Source organism: Cyclobacterium qasimii M12-11B (assembly GCF_000427295.1).
In the GTDB taxonomy this organism is placed as follows: domain Bacteria; phylum Bacteroidota; class Bacteroidia; order Cytophagales; family Cyclobacteriaceae; genus Cyclobacterium; species Cyclobacterium qasimii.
This window is the reverse complement of record NZ_ATNM01000107.1, coordinates 63,787-85,871: the sequence shown is the minus strand read 5'-3', so window position 1 is coordinate 85,871 and position 22,085 is coordinate 63,787. Positions and strand designations below refer to the sequence as shown.

The 22,085-nt window shown below is 37.5% G+C and carries 20 protein-coding genes and 2 pseudogenes; 20 read left to right on the top strand and 2 right to left on the bottom strand.

The annotated features are described in order from the left end of the window. Positions 1–2 precede the first annotated feature (2 nt). The 9 genes from ADICYQ_RS28550 (at position 3) to ADICYQ_RS11765 (ending at position 9,341) form a co-directional block, all read left to right on the top strand. On the top strand, positions 3–1,397 hold the full coding sequence (locus ADICYQ_RS28550; RefSeq protein WP_020890941.1) for a malectin domain-containing carbohydrate-binding protein: 1,395 nt from the start codon (positions 3–5) through the stop codon (positions 1,395–1,397). A gap of 358 nt (positions 1,398–1,755) precedes the next feature. Further along, a complete protein-coding gene (locus ADICYQ_RS11800) occupies positions 1,756–2,931 on the top strand; it encodes an exo-alpha-sialidase (protein WP_020890940.1) in 1,176 nt (391 codons plus the stop codon). Positions 2,932–2,943: 12 nt separating this feature from the next. Then, entirely contained in the window at positions 2,944–3,537 is a 594-nt protein-coding gene (locus ADICYQ_RS11795) for a hypothetical protein (protein ID WP_040415927.1), read from the top strand. A gap of 8 nt (positions 3,538–3,545) precedes the next feature. Next, positions 3,546–3,992: a TlpA family protein disulfide reductase gene (locus ADICYQ_RS11790; protein ID WP_040415925.1), complete on the top strand. Its 447-nt coding sequence runs from the start codon at positions 3,546–3,548 to the stop codon at positions 3,990–3,992. 287 nt (positions 3,993–4,279) lie between these two features. After that, entirely contained in the window at positions 4,280–4,597 is a 318-nt protein-coding gene (locus ADICYQ_RS11785) for a peptidyl-tRNA hydrolase (protein WP_040415923.1), read from the top strand. Continuing rightward, a complete protein-coding gene (locus ADICYQ_RS11780) occupies positions 4,598–4,987 on the top strand; it encodes a hypothetical protein (protein WP_020890936.1) in 390 nt (129 codons plus the stop codon). Between the two features lie 202 nt (positions 4,988–5,189). Further along, the gene (locus ADICYQ_RS11775; RefSeq protein WP_020890934.1) at positions 5,190–5,648 is read left to right on the top strand and encodes a tRNA (cytidine(34)-2'-O)-methyltransferase; all 459 of its coding nucleotides are present in this window, start codon (positions 5,190–5,192) and stop codon (positions 5,646–5,648) included. A gap of 3 nt (positions 5,649–5,651) precedes the next feature. Continuing rightward, the gene (gene rlmF, locus ADICYQ_RS11770) at positions 5,652–6,608 is read left to right on the top strand and encodes a 23S rRNA (adenine(1618)-N(6))-methyltransferase RlmF (protein WP_020890933.1); all 957 of its coding nucleotides are present in this window, start codon (positions 5,652–5,654) and stop codon (positions 6,606–6,608) included. Positions 6,609–7,121: 513 nt separating this feature from the next. Then, positions 7,122–9,341: a TonB-dependent receptor gene (locus ADICYQ_RS11765; RefSeq protein WP_020890932.1), complete on the top strand. Its 2,220-nt coding sequence runs from the start codon at positions 7,122–7,124 to the stop codon at positions 9,339–9,341. A 278-nt stretch (positions 9,342–9,619) separates the two neighbouring features. On the opposite strand, the gene ypfJ is transcribed toward ADICYQ_RS11765, so the two are convergent. Then, the gene (gene ypfJ, locus ADICYQ_RS11760; protein ID WP_020890931.1) at positions 9,620–10,519 is read right to left on the bottom strand and encodes a KPN_02809 family neutral zinc metallopeptidase; all 900 of its coding nucleotides are present in this window, start codon (positions 10,517–10,519) and stop codon (positions 9,620–9,622) included. Positions 10,520–10,959: 440 nt separating this feature from the next. Here ypfJ and ADICYQ_RS11755 point away from each other — a divergent pair, with 440 nt between their 5' ends. The 8 genes from ADICYQ_RS11755 to ADICYQ_RS11720 all read left to right on the top strand — a co-directional run bounded on the left by ADICYQ_RS11755 (position 10,960) and on the right by ADICYQ_RS11720 (position 16,805). Beyond that, the gene (locus tag ADICYQ_RS11755) at positions 10,960–11,691 is read left to right on the top strand and encodes a helix-turn-helix transcriptional regulator (protein ID WP_020890930.1); all 732 of its coding nucleotides are present in this window, start codon (positions 10,960–10,962) and stop codon (positions 11,689–11,691) included. A 34-nt stretch (positions 11,692–11,725) separates the two neighbouring features. Continuing rightward, on the top strand, positions 11,726–12,187 hold the full coding sequence (locus ADICYQ_RS11750; protein ID WP_020890929.1) for a GyrI-like domain-containing protein: 462 nt from the start codon (positions 11,726–11,728) through the stop codon (positions 12,185–12,187). A gap of 13 nt (positions 12,188–12,200) precedes the next feature. Further along, positions 12,201–12,620 (top strand): DUF1801 domain-containing protein, encoded by a 420-nt coding sequence (locus tag ADICYQ_RS11745; RefSeq protein WP_020890928.1) that lies wholly within the window; start codon positions 12,201–12,203, stop codon positions 12,618–12,620. A gap of 113 nt (positions 12,621–12,733) precedes the next feature. Continuing rightward, complete coding sequence (locus tag ADICYQ_RS11740; RefSeq protein ID WP_020890927.1) at positions 12,734–13,312, top strand: Crp/Fnr family transcriptional regulator; 579 nt, start codon at positions 12,734–12,736, stop codon at positions 13,310–13,312. Positions 13,313–13,389: 77 nt separating this feature from the next. Then, a complete protein-coding gene (locus ADICYQ_RS11735) occupies positions 13,390–13,740 on the top strand; it encodes a DUF4260 domain-containing protein (RefSeq protein WP_040415963.1) in 351 nt (116 codons plus the stop codon). Positions 13,741–13,968: 228 nt separating this feature from the next. Next, a complete protein-coding gene (locus ADICYQ_RS11730) occupies positions 13,969–14,886 on the top strand; it encodes a helix-turn-helix domain-containing protein (RefSeq protein WP_040415921.1) in 918 nt (305 codons plus the stop codon). 6 nt (positions 14,887–14,892) lie between these two features. Then, positions 14,893–15,306, top strand: a complete 414-nt coding sequence (locus ADICYQ_RS27675; RefSeq protein WP_020890924.1) for an NAD-dependent epimerase/dehydratase family protein — start codon at positions 14,893–14,895, stop codon at positions 15,304–15,306. Positions 15,307–15,737: 431 nt separating this feature from the next. Continuing rightward, entirely contained in the window at positions 15,738–16,805 is a 1,068-nt protein-coding gene (locus ADICYQ_RS11720; protein ID WP_020890922.1) for an NAD-dependent epimerase/dehydratase family protein, read from the top strand. Between the two features lie 122 nt (positions 16,806–16,927). Here the strand turns inward: ADICYQ_RS11720 and ADICYQ_RS30795 are convergent. Beyond that, positions 16,928–17,460 (bottom strand): annotated as a pseudogene (locus tag ADICYQ_RS30795) (glucuronyl esterase domain-containing protein). Between the two features lie 1,772 nt (positions 17,461–19,232). Between ADICYQ_RS30795 and ADICYQ_RS11705 the strand changes: the two are divergent. From ADICYQ_RS11705 to ADICYQ_RS11695, 3 genes and pseudogenes are all read left to right on the top strand, one after another. Next, positions 19,233–20,345, top strand: a complete 1,113-nt coding sequence (locus tag ADICYQ_RS11705; protein ID WP_020890917.1) for a Re/Si-specific NAD(P)(+) transhydrogenase subunit alpha — start codon at positions 19,233–19,235, stop codon at positions 20,343–20,345. Between the two features lies 1 nt (position 20,346). After that, a pseudogene (locus ADICYQ_RS11700) lies at positions 20,347–20,658 on the top strand (NAD(P) transhydrogenase subunit alpha part 2); the annotation flags it as partial. A gap of 10 nt (positions 20,659–20,668) precedes the next feature. Continuing rightward, the gene (locus ADICYQ_RS11695; RefSeq protein WP_040415918.1) at positions 20,669–22,036 is read left to right on the top strand and encodes an NAD(P)(+) transhydrogenase (Re/Si-specific) subunit beta; all 1,368 of its coding nucleotides are present in this window, start codon (positions 20,669–20,671) and stop codon (positions 22,034–22,036) included. The last annotated feature ends 49 nt before the right edge of the window (positions 22,037–22,085 follow it).

The following is a 22,085-nucleotide window of genomic DNA, read 5'->3' as shown; positions in this document are numbered from 1 at the left end:
CTTTGGCAGGCACTTATGTTGATGCTAAATTAGAGCAATACTCAGGTGAGGTGACCATTCCTCCCTACGGGTCCTTGGCACTTATCCTGTTAACGGAAAATAGCATCCCCAAAGAAGATTCACAGGATTTGCACTTCCATACCGGCAACCAAGAAGCTATAAAATTCAATAACCTCAATTTCGAGAAAATCAATAGTAAATTCATTTCCTCATCAGGTTCAAATACTTATACGAATACTGAAGCAAGCAATGAAATTATTTTCCAATCTGAGAGATTTGCCACGGAGTTAGCGTTTGAAATACCTATTGAAAATGGAACTTACACAGTAAAAACGTATCATAACGAGCTTTATTTTGGAAAAGGTGGGACTACAGCAAAAGCTGGAAACCGCGTGTTCGACATTTTAGTGGAAAATGAGTTAGTCCAAGATGATTTTGACATTTATACACAGGGCAATAATGATCCCACCACACTCACCTTTGATGCTGTACAAGTAATAGATGGGGTCTTGAATCTTCAGCTAATTGCAAGTGTCAACAATGCTTCTATTTCTGGCATATCGATCATTCGGGAAGTCATAGAGGAAGTCCCGCAATTAGATCTAATTTATTTCTTAAATACGGGCGGGACGACAGATGAGACATTAAATGGGATTACTTTTCTTGCTGAAAGTGATACGAAGGACTACTTCAATCTTGGTTCAGGCCGTTTCGAAAACGCTGAAATCGAGGAGGAAGCCCTTTTTCAAACGGAAAGAAATGGAAAAAACTTATTGTACACTTTCCCGGTTCCAAATGGAACTTATACAGTATTTACCATGCACAATGAACTTTGGTTTGGGCATGCCGGAGGTGAGGCTGAAGCTGGTAAAAGGGTTTATGACATCGCCCTTCAAGGTGAAGTTTTAAAAGATAACTTTGACATTTTTGTAGAAAACCATAATTCACCTACTTTACTATCCTTCGAAAACATAATCGTAAGCGACGGTACATTGAATTTGGAAATGGCTGCTTCTGTCAATAACGCCAGTATTTCAGGAATTGCCATCATAGGAAATGAGGCCAATGATCCAAACTTTAAGGTTAACTTGAAGGGTATGCAAGAGTACTACACCAATAGAACCAAAGGAGAAGAACCCTCAATTGAAGTTAAAACGCGAATTTTCCCTAACCCTTCTGAAGGAGCTGTCACTTTGGAAATTATTGCTAAAATTGAAAATGGAAGTGTCTTCATCCACAACATGAATGGTAACTTGGTCAGTCAATTCGATTGGGTTAAAACCGAAGAAAATATACTAAACTTTCCGTTGGAAAATTTACCAAAAGGTATCTATATTATAAGTGTAAGCAATGAGCAAACCATTGTTCACAAACAAAAACTGATCGTAAACCCATAAAAGGCAATTTTATCATTAAAATTGAAAAGTACTTATTTGGATAGTACTTCAGGAGGCCTAAAGACCATAATTTAAAATACAGTTGTTGAGCTTGTGAAGGAAGGGACAATTTCAAGTTTTGAGAGACCATTTCCATCTGTTTTTCCAAAAATGCTGACAAAATCAACTCCATTTCCTTTTTAGACTGTAGGAACAATGATCACTTACTCAAAAATTCCACAGATATTGTCTCTAATAAGTAATCTTTTATTAATTTAGGACTTGCCAACAGTAGAGACCATGCACACGCAATTTTGGGGTTTCGAAATCTGTAACAGCATCTATTATTTTTAGCGATTAGCATCAAAAAAACACCTAAATGAAAAGTTTACTATTATTGGTTGCGGTCTTATGTGCCTTGCCATTGTGTGCACAGGATCTTTTCCCATTATGGGATTCCAATCAAAAATTGCCTGAAATAAAAGAAATCCCTAAAGTTGAAAACGTTGAATTTTCGGTAATAAAACCCTTTGAATTTGACAAAGATGGTTACAGGTTTTTACACGGAGTTGCATTAATCTGGCACAAGGACAAACTTTACGCTTCATTTGGCCACAATAAGAATGGTGAAAACACAGTAACAGAAGAAGCCAATTACCGTGTCAGTGAGGATGGAGGCAAAACCTGGGGACCCGTAAAAAACATAGGGGGAGGCGGAAAAGTAGCGGTTAGTCATGGCGAATTTCTATCCTATGAAGGCGAATTATGGGCTTTCATGGGGGAATACGATGGCATCATGGAAAACCTTCGCGTTCGTGCATACAAATTGGATGAAAACACAAACTATTGGGAGGACCAAGGAATTGTCGCAAGAAATAATTTTTGGCCACTTGCCGCTCCTGAAAAAATGGAGAATGGCAATTGGATAATGTCGGGCTTCCAGGTAAATGAAACTGGCAGTGGCAACAATCCACCTGCTGTAGCCATTAGTCAAGGAGATAATTTCACCAAATGGGACGTGGTTGTTATCCCTATGAAAATAGAAAGTGTCTGGGGCGAAAGCTCAATAATGATTGACAGTTCAGAAATAAATAACGTAGCTCGTTGGGGAGCAGAACCCATCGCACTTGCTTCTAAAAGTAAAGATTTTGGCCGTACCTGGACATCACTTGCACCTAGTAACCTGGACATGACGACTTCAAAACCATATACAGGCCAATTGAGTACTGGTGAGTATTATTTAATAGGTGCCACTTTTAAAGGCGTCAACAATTCAAGAAACACCCTTACTATCGCTCTTAGTCGACCAGGAGAAATGGTCTTTTCAAAAGTTTTTATAATCCGCCATGCCGTATTTCCTGAAGGACCGGGAGAATCTCATCCAAAAGCTGCATTGGCCTATCCTCACGCCGTGGAATACCAAGGAAAACTTTATGTAGGGTATTCAAATAGCGGCGGAAAGGTTGGCAGGCCCATTAGCGAAGGCAGGGCTTCATGGAACAACAACAGTGCAGAATTGGCAATTATTCCCCTCGAAATGATCACTACACCATAAAAGTATTAAATAATGTTATTCATCAGATTCAATATACAATCTCCTACAAAGTTTGAAGATTTTAAAAAGCTGTATGAACATATGGATATGGTAAGACAACCTGGTTTCAGGTTCGAGGAAAAAGAGCCTACCCTCGTTGATTGGGAAAACTTATCAAAAGAAGAGACAGATGAAGCCTATGAAAAATTAATTGCATCATTGGATGAAGATCCCGCACAAGAAAGATACCAGTCTTTAATGCCTGGCTATGCCAATGCATTTTTAGAAAGATACCTGGGAGTGGACAATGAAAAATTGGGAGTACTTGGTGTACAAGAAACGCTTTCAATATTTAATTATTTAGAATATGATTTTGAAGTATACTTGACCAGGCTTGAAAAGCAAAATGAAAATTTTGGGGTCATTGAGTATTCTACTGATAATTTTCCCTATGGTGGTATCGATCGATTCTTAATGGTATTGAAAGCTTTTGATTTGGTGCCTAGTGAATGCTTTGATGGGTTTACTATCTTCGATTTTGAATGGGTAACTGACTTCGAATACGATGCCATTGATTTACCAGAAAAAACCACAGCGTACATCGAAAGAAAAAGAAATGAAACTTAAAGGATATCATGACAAGGGAAAATGACTTAGTTGAATCAATTCTAGTCCGAGACTTCAATAATAAATCTATTGACCTCGTAAAAGAATACAAAGGCAAACCACTGTTGCTCATTATCTATAACAACCAATGTTTGGGCTGTACCGGTAGAGCAATTCCTTTGGCCTATGAATTGCAAAAAGAAAATGAGGAGATACAAGTTGTAGGCATTCATACGAGCTTCAATGCCATCCAAGTGACTGAAAGCGATATAAAAAGCATTTTTACAATTGATGAACTTCCCTTTCCTATTTTTTTAGACAATGGAAGAACTGTTTATGATCAATTTGACTCTTCCGGCACCCCTCAATGGGTTTTAATCACAAAAGACGGTAAACTGTCTCGTACCATATTCGGTTCCCAGGAAGGAGCACAGAATCGTTTGTACTATGCAATTGAGCAGTTAAAAGTAGAATAGCAGAGGGGATTTATACTTTTGAACCAAATCTCAATGAATTTTTAATCGATCTTGAGCATCCATAAAACAACCACAGTCTATAATTATAAGGATTTTAAATTAACAACATACTCCAGGTTCGCTGTACAACAATACTATTTAAATACTATGAATCAGAATTGAACAAGTTTCAATCAAACTTTTATTCTTATTTTAAAATAAATTTACTAAACGATTCACAAGACAGCACTTAATCCATAACACATTCCCCTAATAATCAAGCTATAACCACCTTAGACATTCAATTTATGAAAATGTATATTGTCGTAAAAGACAACATTCCAGATAAGTTAATCCCTGTCATTACAGCTCATGCCTCCTTGGCCTGTTATAGAAAATTTGAGGATAATGAGCAAATGAAACAATGGATCAATGGGATTTTCAAAAAGGTGGTTTGTATAGTGGATGAGGTTGCATTTAACAACCTTAAATCTGAATCCGAAAACATCTTGTTGACAGAATCCAGGCTGAACGACAAGGAGGTTTGTCTGGCCTTTTGCCCAAGAGAAGAATACCCTAAAAAATTCAAGTTTTTAAAAATGTGGACGCCTCAAGGCATTGAATAAATGGAAAACCAACTTTTTAATTTGTTCCTTAAGAAAGGAAACATTGTCATTCAAAGCAATGAATACAGAATAAGCTTGCAATTAGATTATGAAAATGGAGATCATTGCCAATTGGCTCTTACTGATACCCAAGATCTCATTCAACTGTTAACAAGGCTTTCGCAGCAAATCTGGGAGGACGAAAATTACACAAAAACACCCTACGTAAAGCAATTGTACATAGAAAATCAAAATACCTTCAGTTGGGAAATTGATTCTTCCCTATTGACCATTGAATTCAATGAAACAGAAAATGCTATAGTGCTTAAACACAAAGGCAATAACCCTTTACATTTAGAAATAAACCAGGTGGTTGAAATAGTGCAAATTCTGGAACGGTTAAATATTTAACCAAGCTTGTTGAATGCTCATTTACATTTCCATAGCTGCCTTGTTTTTTTATAGTTTTAAACGTTTAATAGAAACGATAGCCCTACTTTTGATGGATGAAGTTATTTATTCATGGTACCTGCCCAGCTAAATAAAAAATTGAAAGTCATTCTCCAACGGCAGCTGTATACCTCATAACCTTGAAATAGTTTAACTAAAAATAATGGGATTAAATATTGTATTAATTGAACCAGAGATACCCACGAATACAGGAAATATTGGCCGATTGAGTTTAGGCTCCGGATCAACCTTACACCTTGTAAAACCCTTTGGATTTGAATTAAGTGACAAACGATTAAAAAGAGCTGGTTTGGATTATTGGAAGCATATCTCACTCTTTATTTATGAGAGTATTGACGACTTTTATGCAAAAAACAAAGGCAAACAATTTGCCTATTTCTCAAGTCATGGAACACAAGATTACTGTTCAATCGATTATAAAGAGGACATGTTTCTTGTATTCGGTAAAGAATCCACCGGTTTACCCGAAAGTATAGTAGCCGAAAACCTTGATTTGGTTTATAATATCCCTATTTACAGTCCTCATATCCGAAGTTTAAACTTGGCTAACGCAGTAGCTATTGTTGTATATGAAGGTATAAGAAACATAAAAACACAATAAAACATGTCTTCAGAAAAACCAAAACAAGAGAAAGAAAGGCTACATTCTCGTAACAAGAACCGAGAAAAATATGATTTGAGTGCCTTATCAGCCGCTCTCCCGGAATTGAAAAATCACATAAGACCCAGCAAATCTGGAGAAGCCTCTATTGATTTTACAAACCCAGTTGCTGTAAGACTTTTAAATCAAGCAATTCTCCATCATTATTACGGGATAAAACACTGGGAATTTCCTACGGAAAATTTATGCCCTCCAATTCCTGGAAGAGCAGATTACCTTCATTATATAGCTGATATATTAGCTGAAAACAATGCCAACACTATCCCGACTGGAGACAAATTTACTTGTCTTGATATCGGCATAGGGGCAAGCTGTATTTATCCAATTATTGGAGTGACCAGCTACGGATGGAAATTTATTGGGTCTGATATTGATCCTAAATCAATTGCATCCGCCCAGCACATTGTACAAGCAAATTCATCCCTAAAAGGTAAAATTGAATGTCGTTTACAAAAAGAGCCTGAATCCATTTTTAAAGGCATAATTAACCCCAACGATAGAATCGATTTAACGATTAGTAATCCTCCTTTTCATTCATCGATTGAAGAAGCCCAAAAAGGAACACGGAGAAAAATTAAGAATCTATCCGGCAAAAAAGTAAAAACACCTACACTCAATTTTTCAGGAATAAGCCATGAGCTTATATTTGATGGTGGTGAAGCCAGGTTTATTCAAAAAATGATTAGCGAAAGCAAAAAGTTTTCTAAAAACTGTTACTGGTTTTCAACATTGGTATCTAAGGAATCAAATCTTAAAAAAATCTATAAATTATTAGAACAAATAGGTGCCAATCAGGTAAAAATGATTCCCCTCGGCACAAATAATAAATCTAGCCGAATAGTAGCCTGGACATTCCTCACTGAGGATGAAAAACAATTGTGGATCAAAAAAAGATGGTAAATCCCATTAACTCCAGTTCGATGTAAAACTATCATAAAAAACGGTTACGTCGTCACTGCGAACCCTTTTTTGGGGATGCTGAGTTGGGAAAGGGTGTTCAGTCTCCCCTTTCTGGGGATTCCCACGACTTTTTCTACTCAAAGTCCTCACTAAGCCTCGGTATGACGATTTATTCATGATTTTAGGCCGAACTCAGGTCATTAGGTACTTGAAATAGGCAATAGATATTCTATTGCCTATTTCATTGAAAGACAATGCCCTTACCCATATCCCGAAACTTATTTTTTGCCGGCAACTTTAAACATAAGATAATTTTAGTTGCAAATCATAAAAAAGAAAGGAATGCGCTTATCTTTGTTTCAGTAACTAATAGTACCGGATAAAGAACGAACGCCATGGCCTGATCAGCTTTTTTTTGGTATTGATTACTTAATCTACCAGGTTCATCATACAAAATACAACCTCGATCAAAATTTAAATCCCTATTTCAATAACCATAACAAATACTGCCAAATGAATAGAATTTTTATTGCCTTTTTTTTCTTCTTAATACAAACCAATCTTTTTGGACAAGCCATAGAAGGAACGGTCATAAACAGTAAAAAAGAGCTTATTTCCGATGCTCAGATATTGAACTTGTCCACTAAAACTCACACCCATAGTGATGAAAATGGCAAATTTGTTCTCCAAAACATTTCTGTTGGAGATACCCTTAAATTGTCTCACTTGGGCTATGAACTAAACAATACAATCATTCGCTCTTTATCCTCCCCTATCACCATTGTCTTAGATGAGAAATCCATCTCCCTGGAAGGGGTAGTTATATCCCCAAAAACAAACGCCTTAAACCTAATTACAAAAATAGATCTGCAGACCAATCCAGTCAGTTCATCTCAAGACATATTAAGACAGGTCCCAGGACTTTTTATTGGTCAGCATGCTGGTGGAGGAAAAGCAGAGCAAATTTTCCTAAGGGGCTTTGATATTGACCATGGTACCGACATTGCCATCACAGTTGATGGCTTGCCTGTCAATATGGTTTCACATGCACACGGGCAGGGCTATGCAGATTTGCATTTTGTGATTCCCGAAACAGTAGACAAAATTGATTTTAGCAAAGGCCCTTATTATGCCGACAAAGGGAATTTTGCCACAGCAGGTTATGTAAATTTCCAAACCAAACGCAACCTGGATAACAGTTCAATAAAAATGGAGAAGGGGCAATTTAGCACCAACCGTTTATTGGGTATGTTTGATGTTTTAAACAATGACAAGCATGACGCCTACATCGCTACGGAATACTTAAGCACAGATGGCCCATTTGAAAGTCCTCAGAATTTCAATAGGATCAATTTATTTGGCAAGTATACAGGAAATATCACACCTTTGGATAAATTAGGAATCACCTTTTCACATTTGTCTAGTAAGTGGGACGCATCTGGTCAAATCCCACAAAGAGCGATTGAAATGGGGATGATCAGCCGCTTTGGTGCCATTGATGATACCGAAGGAGGCAATACCAGTAGAACCAATGTTTTGGTCAATTATGAGAAATTCATAGACGAACAATCCTATATAAAAAGTACGGTATTTTACAGCCAATATGATTTTGAATTGTATTCCAATTTCACGTTTTTTCTTGAAGACGAAGTAAATGGCGATCAAATCAAACAAGAAGAAAGTCGCAATATCTATGGATTAAACACTGAGTACTATCGATCGTTTTTTATAAATAAAATTGAAGCCACTGTTCAGGCTGGTGTTAATTTGAGAAATGACCAAAGCAATGGCAATGCCTTATCCCATACATTAAATCGGAGACAGACCCTTTCATACCTACAACTGGGAGATATTAATGAAACCAATCTCGGTTCTTACCTAAACGCTAACTTTTATTATAAAAAGTGGACATTTAACCCCTCCATTCGGGTTGATTATTTTGATTTCCAATACAATGATGCTTTGCAGGTTGATTACGAAACTCAAACTTCATCAAAAACAATTGTTAGTCCAAAGTTGAATATTTTATATGATTACACTCAAAATCTTCAAGTCTATTTAAAAGGAGGTAAAGGTTTTCATTCCAATGATACGCGGGTAATTCTTTCTCAAAGTGGAAAGGAAACCCTTCCTGCAGCATATGGACTGGATGCTGGCTTTGTATGGAAACCTGTTCCTAAGTTGCTTGTAAATACGGCTTACTGGTATTTGTTCTTAGAACAAGAATTTGCCTATGTAGGAGATGCTGGCATTGTGGAGCCTAGTGGCAAAACCCGAAGACAAGGAATAGACTTAAGTCTCCGCTATCAGCCTCTAAAATGGTTATTTTGGAATTTTGATACCAATTACACACATGCCAGGTCAATTGAAGAGGAAAGCGGAAATGATTATATTCCTTTGGCGCCAGATTTTATTTTAGAAAGTGGACTAAATGCGCTACACAAATCGGGTATTTATGGTGGGGCAAATGTGCGCCATATCAAAAACAGGCCTGCCAATGAAGACAATTCGATTATTGCTGAAGGCTATACAGTGGTAGACCTAAACGTAGGTTACAAATTGAAAAAATTAAATTTTGGAATACAAGTTCAAAACCTTTTAAACACCGAATGGAATGAGACCCAATTTGCTACTGAATCAAGGTTGCAAAATGAAACAATTCCCGTAGAGGAATTACATTTTACTCCGGGGACTCCCTTTTTCATAAAAGGAACGGTTGAATTTAAATTTTAATCCATATTCGAAGACATTGTATAAGTAGAGATTTTGAAGCATTGTTGTAAAAAAGAGAGCAACAATGCTAACAAAATTATCGGTTTATGTATTCTTAATTATCGATTTGAGACCTGTGGCTAAAGCTTAAAGGACTTCGGATTTCCGAAATTCCATAACGACACATTAAACTATGCAATGTGACTTTCTGCCCCTACTCAGGTACTGGTTTAACAAGTATTATATTGACTACCATAAACGCAGGATTCACACAATATATAACCCCAAGAAGGCTAATATTAAAGTGAACTTGCATTAAAAGTATCTCCTAGTGAAATATCTCCTGTTTCAAAACCCTTTTTAAACCATCTCACCCGTTGTTCCGAAGTACCATGAGTAAAAGAATCTGGCACTACCCTTCCCGAGGATTGCTTTTGCAAACGATCATCTCCGATGGCATTGGCCGCATTCAAAGCCTCTTCCAGGTCCCCTGCCTCCATCATACTCATCCTGCTTTCAGAACGATTTGCCCATACCCCAGCAAAAAAATCGGCCTGTAATTCCAACATCACAGAGTATTTATTGTATTCTGTCTCGCTAACCTGTCCCCTGAGCTGGTGCACCTTATCCGTAGTACCCATTAATTTCTGCACATGGTGGCCTACTTCATGAGCAATGACATAAGCCTGAGCAAAATCACCCGGCGCATTTAATTTACGTTCCATGTCATCAAAAAAGCTAAGGTCAATGTATAGTTTTTCGTCTCCTGGACAATAAAAAGGACCCGTAGCACTAGAGGCAGAACCACATGCAGAAGAAACAGATCCGGTAAACAATACCAAAGTAGGTTCACGGTAATTTTCCAAAATCCCATTCCAAACATCCTCAGTACTGGCTAAAATCGTCGCACTAAAGTCTGCCAGTTCATTCTCCTCTTCTGTACCTTGATAGGCTGCTGTAGCTACTTGTTGACCACTATTTCCAGAAATCAAACCGCTGAGTAAACTCAAAGGATTATTACCAGTGACAAAGGAGATTACAATAAATAAACCTGCAATGACCAACCCAACTTTTGAAAAAAGAATTTTGATCAAGGGGCCCATCAACATGGGACTAAAACCACCACCTCCCCTACTTGGACCAGATTGACCTCTTCGGTCATCCACATTTGAACTTTGACGTCTACCTTGCCATTTCATACTTAGGTTTTATTTGCTGGTGAATATTATATTCTAACGATTACTTAAATATATTTAAAATCTTATCCCACAGAAGGATAGGACTAAAATTTCCTTTTCCAGTCAATTTTTGTAGCATTTCAAAAAAGGCTAAAATTTAAACCTAACATTCTTCATGCCAAAATCAAGTAATATTTTATATTCATAAAATATTCATACTCTCTTCAAAGTTTTTAGTGCCAGAAAATGTATTGATGTTGATATATGCCAAAGCTAAATTGCGAAAAATATAGCTTTAGATGATTTGACTTGGTATAAAATTTCAAGAACTAACCTTAATTTACGATTTGTAGGTCCCCTGTTCCCCATGAACGTTAAGAACCTGATAATATCTTTTGAGTATATTTACCTTACAATTTATAGCACTTACAGCCACACCGCTATAAGCAAAACCAATAGTAATGGCAGGAGACAAACCAAGATTGGCAAGATTAACGGCAATGCTAACGCAATTGCAGGCCAAGAAAATAGTAACTGCAAAAGAAATTGCCGATAAACATCAGGTGAGTATAAGGACCATTTATAGGGACATCCGGACCCTTGAAAAATCCGGGATTCCCATAATTACGGAAGAAGGAAAAGGCTTCTCCATGATGGAAGGTTATAAAATCCCACCTGTTTTGTTTACCCAGGAAGAAGCCAATGCCCTCATCACTGCAGAACAACTGATAAGGAAAAACAAAGACCTTTCTCTGACCCAGCAATTCGAAAGTGCCATTACTAAAATAAAAGCCGTTTTAAAATACTCACAAAAGGAAAAGGCAGAATTATTGACTTCTAGAATGCAAGTGCGCAATAATGGGGAGCATGAAAAAACAAGTAGTTTCCTGATTCAACTTCAATCTACCATTGCCAATTATCAAGTAGTGAAAATCAATTATTTATCTTTAGAGAACCGTCATAGCCAAAGAGAGATAGAGCCATTTGCATTGTACACCACCCAAGACAATTGGATCCTAATTGCCTTTTGCAAATTAAGAAATGAATTTAGGGCATTTCGGTTGGACTGTATCCAACAAATGGAGATCAAGGATGAACATTTCACTCCGCACAACATGAGCTTAGAACAGTACCTTGAAAAATGTAGAAAAAAATACCAGAATACCCCTGACATACCTATGACACAAGCCTAAGTTAAATTTGCAATGAATCATAAAAGATAACAAAATGCAGAACGTAGAAATTGAACCATTTAAAATCATAGGTATTTCCATAAAAACAACGAATGAGAATGATCAAGCAACTAAAGATATTGCAGCCTTATGGGGTAAATTTATGGCTGAAAATACGATTGCCAGAATCCCTAACAAGCTAGGGCATGACATTTATTCTTTGTACACAGATTATGAAGGTGATCATACCCAACCCTATACAGCTATTCTGGGGTGTAAGGTGGATCATTTAAATGAAATCCCTAATGGAATGATAGGGAAGGCGTTTGAGGGTGGAACCTTTCTTAAAACCAGCACAAAAGGTGATTTGATGCAAGGCTTAATTGTAAAGCATTGGTCAAAAATATTTGAGATGGATCTGAATAGAACTTATACCGCTGACTTTGAAATTTATGGTGAAAAAGCCCAAAACCCATCAGCTGCTGAAGTGGATATTTTCGTAGGAATAGACAATTAAAATATAAATCAACATGAAACTGACGACAGACCCAAAGGTAGAAACGGTTTTTTCCAATTATCCAGATTTCGTGAAAGCAAAAATGATGTACCTGCGGAAATTGGTAATTGAAACAGCTGAAGAAACTGAAGGCATTTCCAATTTAGAAGAAACCTTAAAATGGGGAGAGCCAAGTTTTCTGACCAAAAACGGGAGTACATTGCGTATGGATTGGAAAGAAAAAGCCCCAAATCAATACGCCATGTATTTTAAATGCACCAGCAGATTGGTTCATACCTTTAGGATCGTTTTTGAAGACACTTTTGAATTTGAAGGGAAACGTGCCATAGTATTTAAACTTGACCAAAAGGTCCCTGAAGCTGAATTGAAAGAATGTATAAAAGCCACTTTAACTTACCATAAAGTAAAGGACCTAATGACTTTGGGGATTTGAAAGAATCAGCAATAAATTGTCTATTCCAAATTGAAATCTGTCATAATGATGCATCTCATCTAACTATAACCGAAACAAAGGGCCCTGCTTTTTTTTATTAAATACATAATCCAGTGAAAGATTTCAACCAACTGATTCAGGCCTATTTTGGACAACTCTCAAACGAAGATCTGGAAATAGTTCAGTCTTATTTTTACGAAGAAAAACTTCAAAAAAATGATTTTTTCACCTCCTCCGGAAAAATTTGTGATCGGCTAAGCATCATAAAATCAGGTATTTTCCGAATTTATGCCTATTCTGATGGAAAAGAAATCACCCAGTGGATCTCAACGGAAAACCAACTACTGACCGAGATTATGGGATTCTTTTATCAACAGCCAAACCGCTGGACAATCCAAGCCCTAACCGATACCACCATTATGACGATTAGCAAGTCTAATTACCTTGAACTTTGTGAGTCATTTCCCAAGTGGAATACTATTGAAAAGCAATTCATTGTAAAATGTTTTGCAATGCTTGAAGACAGGGTTTATTCTCATCTATCCATGACGGCAGAAGAAAGATATGACCAATATTATCGTCAGAACAAGGAGTTATTTAATCAAGTACCCTTGCAATACATAGCGTCTGTTCTTGGCATGTCTGCCGAAACAATAAGTAGAATCAGAAAGCGAAAAAGTGAAAATTCTTGATATAAGTCAAGGCCTACTAAGTTGAAATTGCTGAATTTTGTATCTAAACAAAATGAATCAGTAAAATGACTAAGGAAATGAATTCGCTTCTAAGACTTGAAGAAATTGGCCAATTATTACTCGCTATACTTTTGTTTACTTATTTAGATTACGTTTGGTGGGTTTTCCCTGCATGTATTTTATTGCCTGACTTATCTATGCTTGGCTATTTGGTAAATCCAAAAACTGGCGCCTGCTTGTATAATTTCTTCCATCATAAATTGACGACAATTTTAATATTTGCCCTAGGCACGAGTCTAAATATGCCAATACTTATTTTGTCAGGCATTATTTTGTTTGGCCATTCCGCCATGGATAGGATTTTTGGTTATGGACTGAAATATAATGACGATTTCAAACATACACATTTGGGTGAAATTGGAAAATAAAAGTAAGCTTCACCAATTATAATAAGTTGAAAAATAAGATTTTAGTACATTTTTATGATTAACCTCAAAGGTAATCATGGTATAGACATCCTAAACGTTGTAACGACCAATTTTAAGCCATATATTCATTAATAACTGCAAAGTCAACTCATTAGTGTTCTTTATTCTGCATTTTGTGTTATCAACTTCAATAGAATTAAATGAAATTTGACCCTAGCTTAAAATAAGATGCAAGACGAAATATTTCATATAAAATCAATCAGTGAACTACATACTATCTGTGGTTTTGCTAAGCCAGTCCATCCACTCATAAGTGTGGTAGATGTCAGTCAATGGGTGATTGGTCCGGAATGGTTGGGGAAAAAATTGGCTTTGGACTTTTATACCATTGCCCTAAAGGATGCAAGCTGTGGGTTAAATTACGGACGGAATTCTTACGATTTCAATGAAGGGGTGCTTATTTTTACAGCTCCCAATCAGGTTACTTCTGCGCAAAAAGAACAAAAACTAAATGAGATTCATGGCTGGATTATTTTTATTCATCCGGATCTATTTCGGAATACAGATTTGGGAAAGCGAATAGACGATTATGGCTTTTTCTCTTATGATGTTCATGAGGCTTTGCACCTTTCGGATGCAGAACAAAATACCCTTAACGATTGTGTCAAGCTTATACAAGCAGAAATTGTTCAACGCGTGGATAATCATAGCCAAAGGGTCATCGTAAGCACTTTGGAATTACTGTTAAACTACAGTTTGCGCTATTATGAGCGACAATTCAATACCCGCGCAGCACAAAACATGGATGTGGTGAGTCATTTTGAAGCATTGCTAAAGGCCTACTATAAAGAAGGGAAATTTATGGAGCAGGGAACTCCCACAATGAACTATTTTGCAGAAGTCATTCCTCTTTCCCCTAAGTACATGAGCGATTTATTGAAGAAGCAAACTGGACTAGGAACCAAGGAGCACATTAACAATTTTATCGTTGACAAAGCAAAAACCTTGTTGCTTAGTGATTCAGATTCTATTAGCGGCATTGCCTATAAATTAGGTTTCAATTACCCTCACTATTTCAGTCGGATGTTTAAATCAAAAACAGGAATGACGCCAAATGATTATAGAAACAAGACCTTGTTAAACTAATTCACTATGAAAATTATCCTTACAGGTGCTTCAGGAATGGTGGGCCACGCAGTTTTAATTGAATGCCTTGAAGACAGTTCTGTTAAAGAGGTCTTGCTTATCAACCGAAAACCAATAAACCTAAAACATCCCAAAATTAAAGAACTGCTGGTAGCAGACTTTGATCTAATCGCAACACATGTCCAAGAATTGGCTGGTTACGATGCTTGTTTTCATTGCATGGGTGTATCGGCAATAGGCCTAAGTGAAGAAGACTACAACAAAATGACTTTCGGCTACAGTAAAAATTTATTTAATACCCTATTTGAAAGTACCCCAGAAATGACGGTAATCTATGTTTCCGGAGTAGGATCGGATAGCTCTGAAAAGGGGAATTCCATGTGGGCCCGAATTAAAGGAAAACGGAAAATTACCTTTTAAATCTAGGCTTTAAGGATGCCTATGCTTTTAGGCCAGGAATAATCTTGCCAGAAAAAGGGGTAAAATCAAAAACCGGATGGTACAATACGATGTATGTTCTACTACGTCCAATTTTCCCATTATTTAAAAAAATGAAAAGTACTATTGGAAGTAGCGATTTAGGAAAAGCCATGTTATTACTCGTTAAAAGTCCGAAGAAGATAAAAGTACTAGAACCCTACCAAATCAAGCAGTTGGTAAATAAGTAAACCAATAATGCGCTTATTGAGTTAAACCCTAAATATCAATTACCTATCAAAATGAAAGACCACGGTTAAGAACAACATAAATGAAGTGTTTTCCTTAATTAGTGTTATAGCTTCCGTATTTGGTGTTAACCTTTCCAATTCCTTTATAGGACATTTGTGTATCAATATTAAAACATAACAATAATGACAAAAATAGATAAATCTAAACCAGTATTGGTTACAGGTGCCAATGGGTATGTAGCCAGTTGGTTGGTAAAAAAACTTTTGGACGAAGGAATAACAGTTCACGCTGCAGTTCGTAACCCAAAGGATGATAAAAAAATAAGCCACCTGAAAGCTGCGGCAGCCAATTCAAAAGGTAAAATTAAATTTTTCGCAGGTGATTTATTAAAGCCAGGATCTTACAAAGAAGCAATGGAAGGTTGTGAGTTGGTTTACCATACTGCTTCCCCATTTACAATGGATGTGAAAGATCCACAAAAGGAATTGATAGCGCCTGCCGTAAATGGTACAGCTAACGTATTGAATACAGCAAATGAAGTAAGCTCAGTACTGCGTGTAGTAGTCACCAGCAGTTGTGCGGCTATTTATACAGATGCCATCGACACTGTAAATGCCCCGGGAGGCACAATTACAGAAGAGATTTGGAATACAACTGCCTCCTTAGATTATCAGCCTTACTCTTATTCCAAAACTTTGGCAGAAAAGAAGGCTTGGGAAATTGAAAAGTCCCAAAGCCAGTGGGATTTGGTGACTATCAATATGTCCTTGGTTTTAGGTCCGCCATTGAATCCAGCTCATGCCACTTCAGAAAGTATGAATATACTCAAGATGATAGGTGGCGGTGAACTCAAAATGGGGGCTCCTAAAATGGGGCTTGGCGTGGTTGATGTTCGCGATGTTGCCGATGCTCATTACATGGCTGGTTATACTCCTAAAGCAAAAGGGCGTTATATCACCTCGGCCCATGATACAGACCTTTTGGAGATGAGTGAAGTTTTATTGCCCAAGTATGGAGACAAATATCCATTGCCCAAAAGGGCAATGCCAAAATGGCTTTTGATGTTGGTGGGGCCAATGGCCAATAAACTGTTTACCCGTAAGTATATCAAAAACAACGTAAACATCCCTTTCCATGCTGACAATTCTAAAATAAAAAGGGACTTGGGAATCAAATTCTTGCCATTAAAGCAAACGATGGAAGACTCGTTTCAAGTGATGATAGATGAAGGCATTTTTAAAGCCAAGTAGTTGGAAGGATTATAAAAAACACTATTAACAAGAAAACAAAAGGAGGCATAAACGGCCTCCTTTTTGTTTCAAATAAAAAAATAAAGTGTAGTGTTGCGTTTCTCCTTATTCTTGAAACCCCATTAAAAATGCATGTCAGCAAAATCAAGGTATTGCTTCCAGTCATAGGCCAACAAGCCATGCCCTCCAGAACGAACGTGGTAACCTATCCCACCCATCACAGGTTGGTCTAAAGGTGGTAGCACTTCTGCATGCACACCTTCTTTACCAAATAATTCATATGCTGGAGAAGCAGCAACACAAGATAAAAACTCACCCTTTGGATCGGCCCACTGATCTTCTACCCCACTGGCCACATACAAGGGTCTAGGTGCCATCAAAGCCAACAGTTGATGTTGGTCTACGGGTAATTCATTTTCTTTTTATTGTAGGCAGAAAAACTATCTGAAAACCAATAAGGAATAACATTGATCATCTGCCCGATAGTTTCTCCATAGGCTCTGCGAGACAAAGCAGCTCCCCCACAACCTGAATTGTTTGAGATCACCATACCAAAACGTTCGTCTGTTGCTCCAGCCCATAAAGCTGCTTTTCCCAACCTGCTATGTCCCAGAACGGCAACTTTTTTACTGTCCAGCCAATCTTGATTCTCCATATAATCCATAACACGTGATAAGCCCCAGCCCCAGGCAGCGATACTAGCCCAGGAATTGGCTTCTCTTTGCTCATCTGGATACAAAGCATGAACGCCGTTCTTAAATCCATCTGCATAATCCGGATCGATTTGACCATAGTAAAGGGTAACCAAGCCATAACCTCTAGCTAAAATATCCTCATAGGGCCAATTGTCAATTCGCAAGCCTCTACCCTTTTCAGATGGCTTATTGTTTGCACTTCCCATGGCTTCATTGTTTCTAACCCAGGTATCAGGTACAGCGACTTGATCGTCAGAAGAAATAGTATGGTTGCCATAAAAATTGAGTCCTAAAAATGCTGGTACCTTTTTACCTGAATTGGGGTAAAATACCAAAAGATCCAAATAGAGGGATTCACCTTCCCTTTCAAGGGTTAGCCTTACTACCTGGCGAGTGGCTTTCCCATTTAAATAATCCTTATTTTCCAATAGCATTTCACTGGTGATTTCACCATCCCATTCGGGAGATTTACCATAAATTTCGTTTTCAAAAATTTCAATTAATTCTGCCCTCCTTTTCCCCCATTGCCTTTTGTTGGTAATGGCTTTACCACTTTCCATGGTGAGCAGGCTGGGTAACTGGTAGTCAGGCACCTTGTCCTCATCGTAATTTGGCTCAAATTTTTGACCATAAACTGGCATAAGAATGCCTACCAGACAAAATAAGACAAGCAATGTTTTCATTTTTATATTTTTAAAGTAATTGGATTGACCTAAAGTTATAAAATAATAATAGCATAAATTTATTCTGCAAGAAAAAGGAAATAGACATTAATATAAATACCATAAACACTTTAGAATTGGTTTGTTGCTATTTACCAGTCAAAATTGCTGTCACTTTTTTATTTTTGTTGAAACAGTCCTTTTGGATTGGCGGTAGTTTTTTAGTAGCATTTCCATCTCTTTTATCTTATCCTGATTATCCAGGTACAAATTCACTCTTTGCTCTGGGTCTTCTTCAATATCAAAGAGGAGTCCTGCTGTCTCGAATCAGAATATCCTTTCAGTGCCATGAAGGATTCAGGCAAAGACCTATGACCACCCGTAGAATCATCAATGTACAACCATTTACCTTTCCTTATTCCCCATTTAGTAGCATAAGTGTTGTGAATTGTTTCTTCCTTTGGGTCTGTACAAGAAAAAGCGAACAGTTAAATGCCCAAAAAAAGGATTAAGCCAGTCATTTTTGAAATTAAAGCGGTCCTCATAAGAGGGTTTGTATTAAATTTAATTTAAAAAATGAATTATACCTTTATTCAAAAGAGGCCTAGTGGTTTTATCTTATAAATTTTCACTGAATCAATAATTATATATCGAAAACTCACTGATTAATCATCTGATTGTTTCCCCCAATCTACGAGTCATTAAAGTCTTTAATTAACAGATCAAAAAAATGATCTTTCTCTATTAATATTCAGTTGAAAAAAGATGGCAAATCTCTAAAGTCTAACCTTTTTTAACTTAGTTTAGAGAAATCAAATTAAAGCAAAGTCCAATTTTGAAGATAAAACTCCTTAAAAAGATGGAAATTTTTCAATATGTTAGAGACAATAGGTGAAAAAATCCTTCATCTACCTAAAAAGAGAAAGTTTTGGCAAACATTACACTAAAATCCGTAAAAAAGTGCTTTTTTTGCACTGCCAAAATCATTTGATACTTACCGTTGAGTGAGGGGATGATTAGATTTGATTTTGGAAATTCAATGTTTGGATTACATTATATAAACCACCATTATGATTTTAGGAATTTTAAAAGAACCTTCTCCGGAAACCAGGGTTTCCTTGCATCCGGAAGCTGTAAAGGTCCTAACTGCATCAGGCAATAAAGTCCTGATTGAAAAAGGGGCTGGAGAATCCTCTTTCCTTTCTGATACCACATATTTGGAAGCTGGTGCTGAAGTTAAAGAACGCATAGCTGTTTTGAAAGAAGCAGAAATGATTTTTCAAATCACACCTATGGATGCCTCAGAGCATGCGTTACTTAGTAAGGGGAAATATTTGTTTGGTGTATACCAACCCTTAGTAGCGAAAGACCTTATGAAAACACTTGCTGGCACAGGAGTCTCTTTGTTCAGTATGGATTCAATCCCAAGAATTTCGCGTGCTCAAAGTATGGATGTATTGTCCTCTATGAGTACTGTATCAGGTTACAAAGCGGTCTTATTGGCAGCGGCAAACTTACCGAGATTTTTTCCAATGCTAATGACAGCTGCAGGTACTATTGCACCGGCTAAGGTATTGGTAATTGGTGCAGGGGTGGCGGGTTTACAAGCTATTGCTACTGCTAAAAGACTTGGTGCTGTAGTAGAAGCATTTGATACCAGACCTTCTGTAAAAGAACAAGTAGAAAGTTTAGGTGGTAAGTTTGTAGAAGTTCCAGGTGCTGTAGAAGACACAGGTGCTGGAGGATATGCAGTGGAGCAATCTGCTGAATACAAGCAAAAACAATCCGAAATGTTGGAGAAATCCATCATTAAATCTGATGTAGTCATAACGACCGCATTGATACCAGGCAGAAAAGCGCCTATCCTGATTACCAAAGCGATGTTGGAAAAAATGAAATCAGGAGCAGTTGTAGTAGATCTAGCAGCAGCAAATGGTGGAAATTGTGAAGGAACGCAAAACAACGAAACGGTATCTATTGATGGAATAACTGTCATCGGTAACTCCGCTTTACCTTCCACTATGCCACAGGATGCGAGTAAAATGTACAGTAAGAACGTACAGAATTTATTGAAACTCTTGTTAAAAGAGGATCAATTAAACCTCAATTTTGAGGACGCAATAATTAAAGGAACCTGCATCACTCATGATGGAGCGATAGTTTATGAACCCTTATTAAAATAATATGGAAGCGATTATTGAATATATATCAATTAACCAACAAGAACTTTATATTTTCATTCTGGCGATATTCGTAGGCGTTGAGGTTATTTCCAAAGTACCTACCGTGTTGCACACACCACTTATGTCGGGGTCTAATGCCCTCTCAGGAGTAGTGATTGTAGGGTCCATTATCGTTTTAGGAAAAACAGACCCTTCCAACTACCTGGCTTTGTCGCTAGGCTTTTTGGCAGTATTGCTAGCTACCTTAAACGTGGTAGGTGGATTTGCTGTGACCAACAGAATGTTAGAGATGTTTAAGAAAAACCAGGTAAAAAATAAGAATCATGATTTTACAGATAATAGATATTTGCTACCTGGTAGCGGTGGTACTCTTTATCGTTGGTATCAAGATGATGAGTCATCCGGATTCTGCGAGAAAAGGAAACAGCACCGCCCTAGCAGGAATGATATTGGCTATTTTAGCCTCCTTTTTAACCCCAGGTTTAGATAATCTGGCACTTATACTAATTGCAATGGCGCTTGGAACAGTAGGTGGATTATACTCCGCTAAAACCGTTCAGATGACTGCCATGCCTCAATTGGTGTCTTTCTTCAATGGAATGGGTGGAGCTGCAGCAGCTTTGATCGGTTTGGTTGAATACGGTGACCTACCTATTGGTGACATTGGTAAAGGAGCGGTACTTATGTCCAGTTTAGTAATTGGATCCGTTTCGTTTTCAGGATCATTGGTTGCAATGGGTAAACTTCAGGGTGTTTTAAAAGATATTCGTATCAATAAAATGCTTGGATTTGTTGTCCTCGCTATAGCAGTAGGTTTAGCTGCTTATATACTTACTTCTGGTGCACCACAGCCAACTCTAATCTATGTATTGGTGGTGCTTTCCCTCATTTATGGATTGATGTTCGTTTATCCTATCGGAGGTGCAGATATGCCAGTAGTGATTTCCCTACTTAACTCCCTTACAGGTGTTACAGCTGCTACCACAGGATTACTTTATGACAATAAGGTAATGCTAATGGGTGGTATATTGGTTGGTTCTGCGGGGATTCTACTTACCTTATTAATGGCTAAAGCCATGAACCGCTCTGTTTCGAATATTCTATTCACTTCATTTGGCGCTTCTGCTGGAACTGCTGCGGCAGGTCAGGATGGTGATCAGGTGGCCAAGGAAATCAATTCTTATGATTCCTCTATCTTATTGGCCTATGCCAAACGAGTAGTGATTGTACCTGGATATGGTTTGGCAGTTGCGCAAGCGCAACATGCTGTTCATGATTTAGAGAAGATATTAGAAGAAAAAGGTGTTGAAGTACTTTATGGAATTCACCCAGTTGCAGGTAGGATGCCAGGTCATATGAACGTGCTCTTAGCCGAGTCAGATGTTTCTTATGACAAGCTTATCGAAATGGATGACATCAACGAGAAATTCCCTAATACTGATGTAGTAATGGTGATTGGTGCCAATGATGTGGTCAACCCTGCTGCAAATGATGATCCTTCAAGTCCTATTTATGGAATGCCAATACTAGAAGTGAATAGAGCGACAAATGTGATAGTGATCAAAAGAAGTATGAGTTCAGGTTATGCCGGGATTCAGAATGCGCTTTTCTTTGACCCGAAAACACGAATGCTTTTTGGTGATGCCAAGAAGGTGCTCAATGAGCTCGTCGGAGAAGTTAAAAACATGTAAGTTAAAAAGGCTGCTTTTACAAAAGCAGCCTTTTTTTATGCTTAAATAA

Excerpts from the sequence above, each read along its gene's own strand:
- ADICYQ_RS11800 (WP_020890940.1), top strand. The coding sequence starts at position 1,756 with ATGAAAAGTTTACTATTATTGGTTGCGGTCTTATGTGCCTTGCCATTG.
- ADICYQ_RS11795 (WP_040415927.1), top strand. The coding sequence starts at position 2,944 with ATGTTATTCATCAGATTCAATATACAATCTCCTACAAAGTTTGAAGAT.
- ADICYQ_RS11790 (WP_040415925.1), top strand. The coding sequence starts at position 3,546 with ATGACAAGGGAAAATGACTTAGTTGAATCAATTCTAGTCCGAGACTTC.
- ADICYQ_RS11785 (WP_040415923.1), top strand. The coding sequence starts at position 4,280 with ATGAAAATGTATATTGTCGTAAAAGACAACATTCCAGATAAGTTAATC.
- ADICYQ_RS11780 (WP_020890936.1), top strand. The coding sequence starts at position 4,598 with ATGGAAAACCAACTTTTTAATTTGTTCCTTAAGAAAGGAAACATTGTC.
- ADICYQ_RS11775 (WP_020890934.1), top strand. The coding sequence starts at position 5,190 with ATGGGATTAAATATTGTATTAATTGAACCAGAGATACCCACGAATACA.
- rlmF (WP_020890933.1), top strand. The coding sequence starts at position 5,652 with ATGTCTTCAGAAAAACCAAAACAAGAGAAAGAAAGGCTACATTCTCGT.
- ADICYQ_RS11765 (WP_020890932.1), top strand. The coding sequence starts at position 7,122 with ATGAATAGAATTTTTATTGCCTTTTTTTTCTTCTTAATACAAACCAAT.
- ypfJ (WP_020890931.1), bottom strand. The coding sequence starts at position 10,519 with ATGAAATGGCAAGGTAGACGTCAAAGTTCAAATGTGGATGACCGAAGA.
- ADICYQ_RS11755 (WP_020890930.1), top strand. The coding sequence starts at position 10,960 with ATGGCAGGAGACAAACCAAGATTGGCAAGATTAACGGCAATGCTAACG.
- ADICYQ_RS11750 (WP_020890929.1), top strand. The coding sequence starts at position 11,726 with ATGCAGAACGTAGAAATTGAACCATTTAAAATCATAGGTATTTCCATA.
- ADICYQ_RS11745 (WP_020890928.1), top strand. The coding sequence starts at position 12,201 with ATGAAACTGACGACAGACCCAAAGGTAGAAACGGTTTTTTCCAATTAT.
- ADICYQ_RS11735 (WP_040415963.1), top strand. The coding sequence starts at position 13,390 with ATGAATTCGCTTCTAAGACTTGAAGAAATTGGCCAATTATTACTCGCT.
- ADICYQ_RS11730 (WP_040415921.1), top strand. The coding sequence starts at position 13,969 with ATGCAAGACGAAATATTTCATATAAAATCAATCAGTGAACTACATACT.
- ADICYQ_RS27675 (WP_020890924.1), top strand. The coding sequence starts at position 14,893 with ATGAAAATTATCCTTACAGGTGCTTCAGGAATGGTGGGCCACGCAGTT.
- ADICYQ_RS11720 (WP_020890922.1), top strand. The coding sequence starts at position 15,738 with ATGACAAAAATAGATAAATCTAAACCAGTATTGGTTACAGGTGCCAAT.
- ADICYQ_RS11705 (WP_020890917.1), top strand. The coding sequence starts at position 19,233 with ATGATTTTAGGAATTTTAAAAGAACCTTCTCCGGAAACCAGGGTTTCC.
- ADICYQ_RS11695 (WP_040415918.1), top strand. The coding sequence starts at position 20,669 with ATGATTTTACAGATAATAGATATTTGCTACCTGGTAGCGGTGGTACTC.